At 74.3% G+C, this 13,818-nt stretch carries 10 protein-coding genes; 4 read left to right on the top strand and 6 right to left on the bottom strand.

The features are described from left to right. The first annotated feature begins 69 nt into the window (after positions 1-69). Both ACI79G_RS12105 and ctaD read left to right on the top strand, forming a co-directional pair. Positions 70-492: a hypothetical protein gene (locus ACI79G_RS12105; RefSeq protein ID WP_456881374.1), complete on the top strand. Its 423-nt coding sequence runs from the start codon at positions 70-72 to the stop codon at positions 490-492. Between the two features lie 120 nt (positions 493-612). Continuing rightward, complete coding sequence (ctaD, locus tag ACI79G_RS12100) at positions 613-2,373, top strand: aa3-type cytochrome oxidase subunit I (protein WP_456881373.1); 1,761 nt, start codon at positions 613-615, stop codon at positions 2,371-2,373. 211 nt (positions 2,374-2,584) lie between these two features. Here the strand turns inward: ctaD and ACI79G_RS12095 are convergent, their stop codons facing one another. The 5 genes from ACI79G_RS12095 to ACI79G_RS12075 form a co-directional block, all read right to left on the bottom strand. After that, complete coding sequence (locus ACI79G_RS12095; protein WP_456881372.1) at positions 2,585-3,247, bottom strand: RecX family transcriptional regulator; 663 nt, start codon at positions 3,245-3,247, stop codon at positions 2,585-2,587. Positions 3,248-3,249: 2 nt separating this feature from the next. After that, on the bottom strand, positions 3,250-4,284 hold the full coding sequence (recA, locus tag ACI79G_RS12090) for a recombinase RecA (protein ID WP_456881371.1): 1,035 nt from the start codon (positions 4,282-4,284) through the stop codon (positions 3,250-3,252). Positions 4,285-4,469: 185 nt separating this feature from the next. Beyond that, entirely contained in the window at positions 4,470-4,664 is a 195-nt protein-coding gene (locus tag ACI79G_RS12085; RefSeq protein WP_175479665.1) for a DUF3046 domain-containing protein, read from the bottom strand. 159 nt (positions 4,665-4,823) lie between these two features. Continuing rightward, on the bottom strand, positions 4,824-6,101 hold the full coding sequence (locus tag ACI79G_RS12080; protein ID WP_456881370.1) for an MFS transporter: 1,278 nt from the start codon (positions 6,099-6,101) through the stop codon (positions 4,824-4,826). A 12-nt stretch (positions 6,102-6,113) separates the two neighbouring features. Next, positions 6,114-7,259, bottom strand: coding sequence for an acyl-CoA dehydrogenase family protein (locus tag ACI79G_RS12075; RefSeq protein ID WP_456881369.1), 1,146 nt, complete (start codon positions 7,257-7,259; stop codon positions 6,114-6,116). Between the two features lie 87 nt (positions 7,260-7,346). Here ACI79G_RS12075 and ACI79G_RS12070 point away from each other — a divergent pair, with 87 nt between their 5' ends. After that, a complete protein-coding gene (locus tag ACI79G_RS12070) occupies positions 7,347-11,951 on the top strand; it encodes an ATP-dependent helicase (RefSeq protein ID WP_456881368.1) in 4,605 nt (1,534 codons plus the stop codon). Positions 11,952-12,108: 157 nt separating this feature from the next. On the opposite strand, the gene ACI79G_RS12065 is transcribed toward ACI79G_RS12070, so the two are convergent. Continuing rightward, the gene (locus ACI79G_RS12065) at positions 12,109-12,705 is read right to left on the bottom strand and encodes an antibiotic biosynthesis monooxygenase (RefSeq protein ID WP_456881367.1); all 597 of its coding nucleotides are present in this window, start codon (positions 12,703-12,705) and stop codon (positions 12,109-12,111) included. 145 nt (positions 12,706-12,850) lie between these two features. On the opposite strand from ACI79G_RS12065, the gene ACI79G_RS12060 reads away from it, so the two are divergent. Further along, positions 12,851-13,705 carry a DNA-formamidopyrimidine glycosylase family protein gene (locus tag ACI79G_RS12060; protein ID WP_456881366.1) on the top strand — a complete coding sequence of 285 codons (855 nt, stop codon included), beginning with the start codon at positions 12,851-12,853 and terminating at the stop codon, positions 13,703-13,705. Positions 13,706-13,818: the final 113 nt, after the last annotated feature.

Raw genomic sequence — 13,818 nt, 5'->3', positions numbered from 1 at the left:
CCGCCGGGCGCGGTCGATGGGTTGCGCCCGGCGGTTCCGACCGGCGGCGGACCTGCCGAGAACTCCGACGTGGACACCGCCCTCCGCCCCGCCGTGCCCCCGCTCCCGGCGCCGGTGCGCCGCCCGGCGGCACCTCCGGACGCCGCGCAGGAGTTCGTGACCCGGCTGCGGGCGTGCGCGTCGTCCCTGGCCGCCGCCGCAGGCGCCGACACCGCCGTCGTCCGGGAGGTCGTGCCCCCCGCACGTCACCGGCGCTCGCGCTGCCGGGTGGTGCTGCGCTTCGCCGGGGGCGGGGAGACCGACCTGACCTTCCTCGGGCCGGTCAGCTCCGCGGCCGCCGCACCCCAGCGCGCCTTCGACCTGCAGATCCGGGCGTGGCTGTCCTCCGAGCTGGGCCGGGAGGGCAGCTGGCTGGTGGCCGACGACGAGGCGCCGGACGGCGTCGCCGTCGACGTGACCGCCTGGTCGGCAGCCAGGCGCTCCGCCGGCTGATCCACTCCCCACGGGCACGGGCGCCCTCGGGCCGGCCCGGCTTCCCTGACCTGCGTTGTTGGGACACCATGGGAGCCAGCTCCTAATCGGAGGAGCGCGGTCGCCCCCGGGAGTCGCCGCATGACCGCTCTGGCCCCGCACCCCATCGTCACGCGCTCGAGCACCGCTCCTGCACCGGAGAAGGGCTCGCGGCTGGCGAACCTGCTGCGGACCACCGACCACAAGACCATCGGCCTGATGTACCTGGTCACGTCGTTCGTGTGGTTCGTCATCGGCGGCCTGATGGCGATGCTGATGCGCGGGGAACTGGCCCGGCCTGCCCTGCAGTTCCTGTCGCCGGAGCAGTACAACCAGCTGGTCACCATGCACGGCACGATCATGTTGTTGTTCTTCGCGACGCCGCTGTTCTTCGCGTTCGGCAACCTGATCATGCCGCTGCAGATCGGCGCGCCGGACGTGGCGTTCCCGCGGCTGAACTCGTTCTCCTACTGGCTGTTCCTCTTCGGCAGCACGATCGCGGTCTCGGGCTTCTTCACCCCGGGCGGGGCTGCCGACTTCGGCTGGTACGCCTACACCCCGCTGTCCGACGTCGCACACAGCCCCGGAGCCGGGCCGGACCTGTGGATCGCCGGCCTGGCGGTGTCCGGTCTGGGCACCATCCTCGGCGCGGTCAACTTCGCCACCACGATCGTCTGCCTGCGGGCACCGGGGATGACGCTGTTCCGGATGCCGATCTTCTGCTGGAACACGCTGGTCACCAGCCTGCTGGTGCTCTTCGCCTTCCCGATCCTCACCGCCGCCCTCATGGCGCTGCTCGCCGACCGGCAGGTCGGCGCGTTGGTGTACTCGGAGGAGAACGGTGGGCCGATGCTGTGGCAGCACCTGTTCTGGTTCTTCGGGCACCCCGAGGTCTACATCATCGCGCTGCCGTTCTTCGGCATCATCACCGAGGTCATCCCGGTGTTCAGCCGCAAGCCGCTGTTCGGCTACAAGGGCATGGTCTTCGCGACCATCGCCATCGGCGCCCTGTCGGTGACGGTGTGGGCGCACCACATGTACGCCACCGGTGCGGTGCTGCTGCCGTTCTTCGCGTTCCTGACCTACCTGATCGCCGTGCCGACCGGGATCAAGTTCTTCAACTGGATCGGCACCATGTGGCGCGGGCAGCTGACCTTCGAGACGCCGATGCTGTGGTCGATCGGCTTCATGGTCACCTTCCTGCTCGGTGGTCTGACCGGTGTGCTGCTGGCCTCCCCGCCGCTGGACTGGCACGTCAACGACAGCTACTTCGTGGTGGCGCACTTCCACTACGTGGTCTTCGGGACCGTGGTGTTCGCGGCCAACGCCGGCATCGCCTTCTGGTTCCCCAAGATGTGCGGCCGGATGCTCGACGAGCGTCTCGGGAAGCTCCAGTTCTGGATGACGTTCATCGGCTTCCACGGCACGTTCCTGGTGCAGCACTGGCTCGGCGGCGAGGGCTTCCCCCGGCGCTACGTGAACTACCTGCCGAGCGACGGGTTCACCACGCTGAACACGGTGTCGACGATCTTCTCGTTCATCCTCGGCGCCTCCATCATCCCGTTCCTGTTCAACGTGATCCGGTCCTGGCGCCACGGGCCCCTGGCGCTGCGCGACGACCCCTGGGGCCACGGGAACTCGCTGGAGTGGGCGACGTCGTCGCCGCCGCCGCGGCACAACTTCGTGGAGATCCCGAAGATCCGCTCCGAGCGGCCGGCGTTCGAGGCGCACTACCCCCACCTGCTGGACCGTCTGGAGCAGGAGAAGCACGTCGGCGGACGGCACGAGCCCTACGCCGGCGTCAGCGACGTCGGCCTCAGCGAGGGTGGCCGGCAGGGCAGCCGGGACCCCGACCCGACCTGAGTCGAGCCCTGGCCGTCCCCACTCGGGATGGTCGACAGCCCGCGCCCGCGGCCGGCCCGGACCCTACGGCCGGCCGGCCGGCCGGGCCGGCCGGTCGTCACCCATGTGTCGGGCCGGCGCCACGCGCCAGGACGGCGAGCGGAGCAGGTCCGGAGCAGGGTGGTCCGGTCTGCTCAGCCCGGAGTGCGGGCCCGGAGCCGACGCTGCTCCGTCAGGGCAGCCAGGCGTCCAGGCCCTGTTCCTCGTGCGCCCCGGGCTCCTCGGCCTCGCCGGACCGGTCCTCGTCGAGGGCCTCGCGGACCACCCACCCGGCCAGTCTGGAGCCGTAGCCCTTACGGGCGAGCATCCCCACGAGCCGTCGCTCGGCGGTCGTCCGGTCGACCCTCCGCAGGCCCGGCAGCCGGCGCTGCACCAGCCGCCTTGCCGCGTCCCACTCGTCCTGGTCGTCGACGAGCGCGACCGCCTCCTCGGCGACCTCGCCGTCGACGCCCTTGGCGCGCAGCTCCGCCTTGAGGGCCCGGCGTGCCAGCCCGCGTCCGGCCTGTCGGGAGGTCACCCAGGCCCGGGCGAAGGCGGCGTCGTCGATGAGCCCGACCTCGCCGAACCGGTCGAGGACCGCCTCGGCGACGTCATCGGGGATTCCGCGCTTGGTTAGCAGGTCGGCCAGTTGCTGACGGGTCTTGGGTGCACCGGTCAGCGCCCGCAGGCAGATCGACCGGGCGACCTGCTCGGGGTCGCCCGGGTCGTCCTCGGGGTGCGGGCCGCCGGCCGGTGGGGCGGCGTCCGAGCCGTCCGGGGCAGGGGACGGAACGGAGCGCCGCCCGCGTCGACGTCCGGGAGCCGAGCGCTCCCGGGCCTCGGGCCAGCCGCCCACCGTCAGAAGTCGGCCTGGTCGGCCGTCGCCGGCTCATCCAGCTTCGGGCCGATGCCCAGCTTCTCCTTGACCTTCTTCTCGATCTCGTCGGCGAGGTCGGGGTTGTCGCGCAGGAACGTGCGGACGTTCTCCTTGCCCTGACCGAGCTGGTCGCCCTCGTACGTGTACCAGGCGCCGGACTTGCGGATGAAGCCCTGCTCGACACCGGCGTCGATCAGACCGCCCTCACGGCTGAAGCCCTGACCCCACAGCAGGTCGAGCTCGGCCTGCTTGAACGGCGCGGCGACCTTGTTCTTGACGATCTTCACGCGTACCCGGCTGCCGACCGCCTCGGTGCCCTGCTTGAGGGTCTCGATGCGTCGGACGTCGAGCCGGACCGACGAGTAGAACTTCAGCGCGCGGCCACCGGTGGTGACCTCCGGCGAGCCGTAGACGACGCCGACCTTCTCGCGCAGCTGGTTGATGAAGATCGCGGTGGTGCCGGAGTTGTTGAGCGCACCGGTGATCTTGCGGAGCGCCTGGCTCATCAGCCGGGCCTGCAGACCGACGTGGCTGTCACCCATCTCGCCCTCGATCTCGGCACGGGGCACGAGCGCGGCGACCGAGTCGATGACGATGATGTCGAGCGCGCCGGAGCGGATGAGCATGTCGGCGATCTCGAGCGCCTGCTCACCGGTGTCGGGCTGGCTGACCAGGAGCGCGTCGGTGTCGACGCCGATCGCCCGGGCGTACTCGGGGTCGAGCGCGTGCTCGGCGTCGATGAAGGCCGCGATGCCGCCGGCGGCCTGCGCGTTGGCCACCGCGTGCAGCGCGACCGTGGTCTTGCCGGAGGCCTCGGGGCCGTACACCTCGATGACGCGGCCGCGCGGCAGGCCACCGATGCCGAGGGCGATGTCGAGGGCGATCGAGCCGGTCGGGATGACCTTGATCGCCTGTGCGGCGTTGTCGCCCAGCCGCATGACCGAGCCCTTGCCGAACTGCTTGTCGATCTGGGCGAGGGCCATGTCGAGGGCCTTGTCGCGGTCGAGCGTTGCCATGGTGCTCACCTTCGAGAAGTCGCGATGCCGTGTGTTCGAGCGGTCGGTGTCGACGCTAGAGCGGGGGTCTGACACTTCCGGGGGATCCGGTCGACCTGTGGAGGAACGCCCGGCCTGTGGACTGTGCCACCCAATCTAGACCGAACACGTGTTCGACTGCCAGCGTGACACGCCGCTCCCGCGACTCAGCGCTCCTTGCGCGGCACGTCGAACTCCTCGCAGATCGCCAGCCACACGCGTCGCACGGGCAGGCCGGCCTCGATCGCCTCGACGGCGCTGCGCCCGCCCAGCGACGAGAAGACGTGGTCGCGGGCGACGCTCTCGGCCCGCATGGGGCCGAACTGCTCGCGGAGACGGGCCCAGAAGTCCTGCAGTCGCACGACCCCGACGCTAGCGCGCACGCGGGGCGGTCGGCCGGGCCCTGCGGAGTCCTACGCTGGGTACGTGATCCCCGGCACCGGCTCGGCCAGCCTCGACCTCGTCCTCGAGATCGGGATCGCGCTCGCCCTGCTGGCGTCCCTGGTCCTGCTCTGGCGCAACTACCGGGGCCGCTGAGCCGACACCGCTGCTCCGCCCTCACGGGTGCGCGCCCACACCGCCAGCAGCGGGACGACGAGCGCGGCCGAGACCGTCGCGACCAGCCCGTAGCCGCCGAGGGCGAGCAGCGGGCCCCCGACGACGCCGGCCAGCGCGGCGCCCAGGCCCATCAGCAGGTCGGTGCCGCCCTGCGCGGCGGGCCGCCGTCCCTCGTCGACCGCCTCGGTGACCAGGGTGGAGCCGGCGATGAGCCCGCAGGACCAGCCCAGCCCGAGCAGCAGCAGCCCCGCGCCCAGCTGCAGCGCCGCTCCGGACGGCGCCGTCCCGGCCAGCGCGGCTGCCGTCAGCAGCAGGCCCGCACCCACGGCGACCGTCGTCCGGCGGCCGGCCCGGTCGGCGAGCACCCCCACCAGCGGGGAGAACAGGTACATGCCGGCGACGTGCACGCTGATCACCAGGCCGATGACGCGCAGCGTCGTCCCGCCGGCGTGGCCCATGTGCACCGGCGTCATCACCATCACGCCGACCATCACCGAGTGGGAGACCACGACCGCGGTGAGCCCGAGCCGGCCGCGGGGGTCGGCCCACACGGCCCGGACCGCGTCCGTGGTCGCCCGTCGTGGCCGGCCGGTGTCCGCCCCCGCGCCCCGCAGCCGCCGTGCCAGCAGCAGCGGGTCGGGCCGCAGCAGGACGAGCAGCCCCAGCGCCACCACGGCGAAGACGGCGACCGAGACGGCGAAGGCCCCGGTCAGGGGCGGCAGCCCGAGGAGGTCGCCGAGCGCCTCACCGGGGCCGGCCAGGTTGGGGCCGACCACCGAGCCGACCGTGGTCGCCCACACCACCAGGGACAACGCCCGCCCCCGGCGCTCCGGGACGGCGAGGTCGGCCGCGGCGTAGCGGGCCTGCAGCCCGCAGGCGGTGGCGGCGCCGAAGGCGAACAGGCCCACGAGCAGCAGCGTGAGGGAGGAGACGACCGCGGCGACGACCGTCACGAGGGAGCCGAGGACGGCGACCGCGTACCCCGCGGCCAGGCCCGCCCGCCGGCCGGCGCGGTCGCTGATCCGCGCCAGTGGCACGGCGAGGACCGCGGCCCCGAGCACGCCGGCCGTCTGGCCCAGACCGGCGGCGGTCTCGGTGCCGGCCACGTCCCGGGCGAGGAGGCCGCCGACGGTGATGCCCACCGTGATGCCGAGCCCGCTCAGGGCGACTCCCCCGCTGAGCACGCCGAGGGTCCGGCGCTGGACGGCGACCGGGTCGACGGCGCGGGTCTCCGCGGGCACGGCAGGCCCGGCCTAGAGGCCCATGGAGCGGCCGACGATCTCGCGCATGATCTCGTTGGTGCCGCCGTAGATGGGCTGGATGCGGGCGTCGCGCCAGGCCTTGGACACCGGGTACTCGTCCATGTACCCGTAGCCGCCGTGCAGCTGCAGGCAGCGGTCGGCCACCTTGTTCTGCAGCTCCGTCGTCCAGTACTTCGCCATCGCCGCGTCGACCGCCGTGAGCTCACCGGTGTCCAGCTGGCGCACGCACTCGTCGACGAAGGTGCGCGCGATGGTGACCTCGGTCCGGAGCTCGGCCAGGAGGAAGCGGCTGTTCTGGAAGCTGCCGACCGGCCGGCCGAAGGCGGTGCGCGCGGTGACGTACTCGACGGTCTGCGCCAGCACCGTCTCGGCCGCGGCCACCGCGCCGACGGCGATCGACAGCCGCTCCTGCGGCAGGTTCTCCATAAGGTGCGCGAAACCGCGGTTCTCGGTGCCGAGCAGGTTCTCGGCCGGCACCCGCACCCCGTCGAAGAACAGCTCGGCGGTGTCCTGCGCCTTGAGCCCGATCTTGGCCAGGTTCCGGCCACGGGTGAAGCCGGGCATGTCGCGCTCGACCACCAGGAGGCTCAGGCCGCGGGAGCCCGGGGCGTCGGGGTCGGTCCGGGCCACGACGATGACCAGGTCGGCGTTGATGCCGTTGGTGATGAACGTCTTCGAGCCGCTCAGCACCCACCCGTCGCCGTCCCGCCGGGCCGTCGTCCGGATGCCCTGCAGGTCGCTGCCGGCCGCCGGCTCGGTCATCGCGATGGCGGTGATCAGCTCACCGCGGCAGAAGCCGGGCAGCCAGCGCTGCTTCTGCTCCTCGGTGCCCAGGTCGCGCAGGTAGGGCCCGGCGACGTCGTTGTGCAGACCGAAGCCCAGGCCGGTGGCGCCGATCCGCATGAGCTCCTCGTCGAGGACCGCCTGGTAGCGGAAGTCGCGCACGCCCCCGCCGCCGAACCGCTCGTCCATGTCGGTGCCGAGGAAGCCCTGCGCACCGGCCGAGGTCCAGACCTCGCGCGGCACGATGCCGTCGCGCTCCCACTGGTCGTGGAAGGGGGCGACGTTCTTCTCGGCCCACGCCCGGACCGTCTCCCGGAAGTCCTCGTGCTCGGCCTCGTACAGGGATCGGCGCATGGCGGTCAGTGTGCCGCACCCCACGTCGCACCCGAGCGGCTCCGCGCAGGCCAGCGGAGTGTCGTACCCCTGTGGACACTGGGAGCCGTGCCCGCCCTCGACCGGTTCTCCGAGCCCACCCGGGCGTGGTTCACCGGCGCCTTCGCCGAGCCCACCGCCGCGCAGGAGGGGGCCTGGCAGGCCATCAGCAGCGGCGGTCACGCCCTCGTCGTGGCCCCGACCGGCTCGGGCAAGACCCTGGCCGCCTTCCTCTGGTCGCTCGACCGGCTGGCCAACACCCCGCCGCCGGCCGACGAGCGGGCCCGCTGCCGCGTCCTCTACGTCTCACCGCTGAAGGCCCTGGCCGTCGACGTCGAGCGCAACCTGCGCGCGCCGCTCGCCGGCATCGGGCAGGCCGCGGCCCGGCTGGGCCTGCCGCGCCCGGAGATCCAGGTGGGCACCCGCTCGGGTGACACCCCGGCCGAGGAGCGGCGGGCCTTCGCCCGGCGGCCCACCGACATCCTCATCACCACGCCGGAGTCGCTGTTCCTCCTGCTCACCAGCGCCGCCCGCGAGGCGCTGCGCGGCGTCGAGACGGTGATCGTCGACGAGGTGCACGCGGTCGCCGACACCAAGCGCGGCGCGCACCTGGCCGTCACCCTCGACCGGCTCGACGAGCTGCTGGAGCGCCCGGCGCAGCGGATCGGCCTGTCGGCGACGGTGCGCCCCGTCGAGGAGGTGGCCGCCTTCCTCGCCGGCGGCCGCCCGGTGGAGGTGGTCGCGCCCGGGTCGCCCAAGGAGTGGGACCTCTCGGTCGTCGTCCCGGTGGAGGACATGAGCGCTCTGGGCCAGCCCACCGGTGAGCTCGAGGGCTCGGCGGCCGGCGACCAGCCGCGGACGTCGATCTGGCCGGCGGTCGAGGAGCGGGTGCTCGACCTCGTCGAGGCCCACCGCAGCACGATCGTCTTCGCCAACTCCCGCCGGCTGGCCGAGCGGCTGACCAGCCGGCTCAACGAGCTGGCGTACGAACGGGCGACCGGGGAGTCCGTCCCACCCGGCACCAACGCCGCGGCGCTCATGGCGCAGGCCGGGTCCGGCGGTGGGGTGCCCGAGGGCGTGCAGCCGGTCGCGGCCGCCCACCACGGCTCGGTCTCCCGCGAGCAGCGCGCGATCGTCGAGGAGGCGCTGAAGTCGGGCCGGCTACCTGCCGTGGTGGCCACCTCGAGTCTGGAGCTGGGCATCGACATGGGGTCGGTCGACCTGGTGGTGCAGGTCGAGGCGCCACCCACGGTCGCCTCCGGCCTGCAGCGGGTCGGCCGCGCCGGGCACCAGGTGGGGGCGGTCAGCCGGGGCGTCCTGTTCCCGAAGTACCGCGGCGACCTGGTGCAGTGCGCGCTGGTGGCCGAGCGGATGAGGTCCGGCGCGATCGAGTCGATCCGCTACCTGCGCAACCCGCTCGACGTGCTGGCCCAGCAGGTGGTCGCGATCGTCTCCGAGCGGCCGCGCACCGTCGACGAGGTGGGCGCGCTGGTCCGCCGGTCGGCGCCGTTCGCCTCGCTGCCGGACTCCGCGCTGCACGCGGTGCTCGACATGCTGGCCGGCCGCTACCCCTCCGACGCCTTCGCCGAGCTGCGGCCGCGGCTGACCTGGGACCGGGTGACCGACACCCTGACCGCCCGGGGCGGCGCACAGCGGCTGGCCGTCACCAGCGGCGGCACCATCCCCGACCGCGGCCTGTTCGGCGTCTTCCTCGTCGGTGGCGAGGACAGCCGCGGTGGGCGGCGCGTGGGCGAGCTCGACGAGGAGATGGTCTACGAGTCCCGGGTGGGCGACGTCTTCCTGCTCGGCTCCTCCTCCTGGCGGATCGAGGAGATCACCCACGACCGCGTGCTGGTCAGCCCGGCCCCCGGCCAGCCCGGCAAGATGCCGTTCTGGCACGGCGACGCCCCCGGTCGCCCGCTGGAGCTCGGCCGCGCGCTGGGCGCCTTCCTCCGCGAGGTCGGCACCGCCACCCCCGAGGCCGGGCTCGACCGCTCCCGCGCCGCCGGCCTCGACGAGTGGGGCGCGGCCAACCTGCTGGCCTACCTCGCCGAGCAGAAGGCGGCCACCGGCCACCTCCCCGACGACCGCACGCTCCTGGTCGAGCGGTTCCGCGACGAGCTCGGCGACTGGCGGCTGGTCGTGCACTCGCCCTTCGGTGCGCAGGTCAACGCCCCGTGGGCGCTGGTGCTGGCCGCCCGGCTGCGGGAGCGCTACGGCGTCGACGTCGCCTCGATGCACTCCGACGACGGCATCGTGCTGCGCTTGCCCGACACCACCGGGGAGCCGCCGGAGGCCGACCTCGCCGTCCTGGACCCGGACGACGTCGAGCGGGAGGTGACCGCCGAGGTCGGCAGCTCGGCGCTGTTCGCCAGCCGGTTCCGCGAGTGCGCGGCGCGGGCGCTGCTGCTCCCCCGCCGCGACCCGCGCCGGCGCACCCCGCTGTGGCAGCAGCGGCAGCGGGCCGCCCAGCTGCTGTCGGTGGCCAGCGAGTTCTCCAGCTTCCCCATCACGCTCGAGGCCGCCCGGGAGGTGCTGCAGGACGTCTACGACGTGCCCGGCCTGGTCGAGCTGATGCGCGACGTCCGCTCCCGGCGGGTGCGGGTGGTCGACGTGCAGACCCAGGCAGCCTCCCCCTTCGCCCAGTCGCTGCTGTTCGGCTACGTCGGTCAGTTCCTCTACGAGGGCGACGCCCCCCTGGCCGAACGCCGGGCGCAGGCACTGGCCCTCGACACGGGGCTGCTCGCCGAGCTGCTCGGCCGCTCCGAGCTGCGCGAGCTGCTCGACGCCGAGGCGCTCACCGAGGTCGAGGCCGAGCTGCAGCGGCTGCCGGCCGACCGCCACCCCCGCGACCCCGACGGCGCCGCGGACCTGCTGCGCATCGTCGGTGACCTCACCGCCACCGAGGCCGCCGCCCGCGGCGCGGGCCGGGAGTGGCTCGACGAGCTGGTGGCCGCCCGCCGTGCGCTGGTGGTGCGGATCGCCGGCGAGGAGCGGTACGTCGCGATCGAGGACGCCGGCCGGCTGCGCGACGCCCTCGGCACCGCGCTGCCGGTCGGGGTGCCGGAGGTGTTCACCGAGCCGGTGCCCGACCCGCTGGGTGACCTGGTCGGCCGCTACGCCCGCACCCACGGCCCCTTCCAGCCCGGCGAGGTCGCCCAGCGGCTGGGGCTGGGCGTCGCGGTGGTGACCGCCACGGTTCAGCGGCTCGTCGGCACCGGCCGGCTGGTCACCGGGGAGTTCCGCCCGGGCGGCACCGGCCAGGAGTGGTGCGACGCGGACGTGCTGCGGTCGGTGCGCCGGCGCAGCCTGGCCCGGCTGCGCCAGGAGGTCGAGCCGGTGCCGGTGGACACGCTGGCGCGGTTCACGCCGTCCTGGCAGTCGGTGGGCAGCCGGATGCGCGGGCCGGACGGCGTGCTGGCGGTCGTCGAGCAGCTGGCCGGGGCGCTGGTCCCGGCCAGCGCGCTGGAGTCGCTGGTGCTGCCGGCCCGGGTCCGTGACTACTCCCCCGCGATGCTCGACGAGCTGACCAGCGCCGGCGAGGTGCTGTGGGCAGGCGCCGGCGGGCTGCCCGGCGGTGACGGCTGGGTCAGCCTCGTGCCGGCCGACCTCGCGCCGCTGCTGCTGCCCGAGCCGTTGGAGCTGCCCGAGGCGGGCCCGGCGGTGCTCGAGCACCTGGCCGGTGGACAGGCGCTGTTCTTCCGCGGGCTGTCGGACCTCGCCGGCTCCACCGACGACGCCGCATTCGCCGACCTGGTGTGGGACCTCGTCTGGGCCGGTGCGCTCACCAACGACACCTTCGCGCCGCTGCGCACCCGGCTGTCCGGTGGCGGGACGCACAAGCGCCAGCCGGCCCCGCCCCGGGCCCGGCTGGACCGCAGCCGCTACGGCCGCACCCGGCTGGGCCGGCCGGCGATGCCGACCCGCAGCGGGCCGCCCACGATGGCCGGCCGCTGGTCGCGGCTGCCCGACCGGGAGGCCAATCCCACCAAGCGGACGACGGCCCGCGCCGAGGCGTTGCTGGAGCGGCACGGCGTGCTGACCCGCGGCGCGGTGGTGGCTGAGCAGGTCGCCGGCGGGTTCTCCGCGGTGTACCCGGTGCTGCGGGCCTTCGAGGAGAACGGCCGCGCTCGACGCGGGTACTTCGTGGAGACCCTCGGCGCCGCGCAGTTCGGCACGCCGGGCTCGGTCGACCGGCTGCGCAGCTTCGCGTCGCCGGACCGGGTGCCCGGCGGCGCGGTGGTCCTGGCCGCGACCGACCCGGCCAACGTCTACGGCGCGGCCCTGCCCTGGCCCGAACGCCCCGGCGAGACGGGAGAGGACGGTGGCGCCCCAGGTGGAGCCGTCGACGTCGGCGAGGGCATCGGCGGCGGACGGCGCAGTCCCGGGCACCGGGCCGGGCGCAAGGCCGGTGCGCTGGTCGTGCTCGTCGACGGGGAGCTCGTGCTCTACGTCGAGCGGGGCGGCAAGACGCTGCTGTCCTGGACCGAGGACGAGACCGCGCTCAAGGAGGCCGCGACGGCCCTGTCCGGCGCGGTCGCGGCGGGCGCGCTCGGCCGGATGGTGGTGCAGAAGGCCGACGGGGCCTCGGTGCACGAGTCGACCCCGCTGTCGGCCGCGCTGCAGGCGGCGGGCTTCGCCGCCACCCCCCGCGGCCTGCGCGTCCGCGCCTGACCAGGCCGGGCGAGCCCCTCCGGGGCACCGCCGACCACGTCCCGGGCCCCGCCCTGAGCCTGCGCAGGGTGGCGGACGGGGTGCTGGCACGAGGGGCCGCCTCCCGGCAGGGTCCCCGCCGTGAGCCTGCGGCTGACCGGGGGCAGGGAGGCCCTCGTCAGTCGCGGGAGGGGTGCAGCCAGCGGCGGAACAGCCGCGACAGCGCCGGCATGACGACGTAGCCGAGCAGCACCACCACGACGACGGCCGACAGCAGCAGTCGCGCCGGCAGCGGCCACCCCGACACGTGCGGGGCGACCAGCAGCTGGAAGGCCAGCGTGATGGCGAAGACGGCGACCACGGTGAGGACCGTCAGCCGCCACCGGGGCCCCGGCCGGGAGGGGGTCAGGGCCGTGAAGAAGCTGTCCAGCCCGGCCACGTGGGCGTAGTCGACCCGGTCGGTGAGGTGCTCGACACGCTGCAGCGCGGCCTGCCGCTCGCTCGAGCGCTCCCAGCGCGCCAGCGACTCGCCGTCGGCGAACCGGTAGACCAGGTGGTAGCGGGTCGAGCCCGGACCGGGACGCAGCAGGCTGGTGCCCAGGTTGCCCGGGAACCGCGCGGCCAGGTCGAGCACGTCGGCCGCCCATCCCTCGAAGGCCTCCCGCTGGTCGGCGCGTACGTCGCGAGCGACGGTCACCGTGACCGGCTCGGCGGCGGCGACCACCGCCTCGGGTGCGGTGAGCGGGGCGTTCGTCGATCGGTCGCGTCGCTGCACGGGAGGCTCAGCACCGCGGCGGACCTGCGCCTTCCCGCCGCGCGGGTGACCTGCGCCGCGTCCGAGCAGCAGAAGGACCCCGTCCTGCCCACCCTTCGCACGCTCAGGGCGGTGCCCTGGACGGGGCCGGGGGACACTGGAGCGCGTGCCCGAGGGAGACACCGTCTGGCTGGCGGCGAAACGGATGCACACCGCACTCGCCGGCGCCACCCTGCGCCGCGGCGAGCTGCGCGTGCCGCAGCTGGCCGCCACCGACCTCGCCGGCCGCACCGTCTCCGAGGTCGTCCCGCGCGGCAAGCACATGCTCACCCGCTTCACCGACGGATGGACGCTGCGCACCCACTACCGGATGGACGGCAGCTGGCACATCTACCGGCACGGCTCGCGGTGGCGCGGCGGTCCGGCCTTCGCGATCCGCGCCATCCTCGCCACCGACCGGTGGGACTGCGTGGGCTACCGGCTGCACGACGTCGCCATTGTGCGCACCGCGCACGAGGACCAGGTCGTCGGCCACCTCGGCCCCGACGTGCTCGGGCCGGACTGGGACCTCGACGAGGCACTGCGCCGACTGCGGGCGCACCCCGACGAGCAGATCGGCGTCGCCATCCTCGACCAGCGCAACCTGTGCGGGCCCGGCAACCTCTACAAGGTCGAGGGCCTGTTCGTCTGCGGCGTGCACCCGTGGATGCGGGTGGCCGACGTCGAGGACCTGCCCGGCCTGGTCGAGCGGACCCGTTCGCTGATGCTGGCCAACCGCGACCGCCCGGAGCAGAGCACCACCGGCGACCTGCGCCGCGGCCGCGACCACTGGGTCTACGGCCGCAAGAACCGCCCCTGCTACCGCTGCGGCACCCCGATCCTGCGCGGCGACCAGGGGCCGGACCTGCAGGAGCGGATCACCTACTGGTGCCCGACCTGCCAGGCCACCGACGCCCCCGTCGACCCGGCGGCGCGCACCGGCGAGCCCGACCACCCGCCGCCCCTCACGAGCGCCTCCTGAGACGCCGCGGCCCGGTCACCGAGGGGTGAGCGGGCGCGCGGTCGGCCCCGTCCCGGGTCCCGCCCTGACCTCGCGGAGGGTGGGGAGGACGCGCCTCCCTGCAGGGCCCCGCC

Source organism: Geodermatophilus sp. SYSU D00779 (assembly GCF_054050595.1).
Note: the sequence above shows the minus strand (reverse complement) of the source record. Positions and strands in the feature narration are given on the sequence as shown.

Coding starts and splice junctions, on each gene's coding strand:
- ctaD (WP_456881373.1), top strand. CDS start 613: ATGACCGCTCTGGCCCCGCACCCCATCGTCACGCGCTCGAGCACCGCT.
- recA (WP_456881371.1), bottom strand. CDS start 4,284: ATGGCAACGCTCGACCGCGACAAGGCCCTCGACATGGCCCTCGCCCAG.
- ACI79G_RS12075 (WP_456881369.1), bottom strand. CDS start 7,259: ATGCGCCGATCCCTGTACGAGGCCGAGCACGAGGACTTCCGGGAGACG.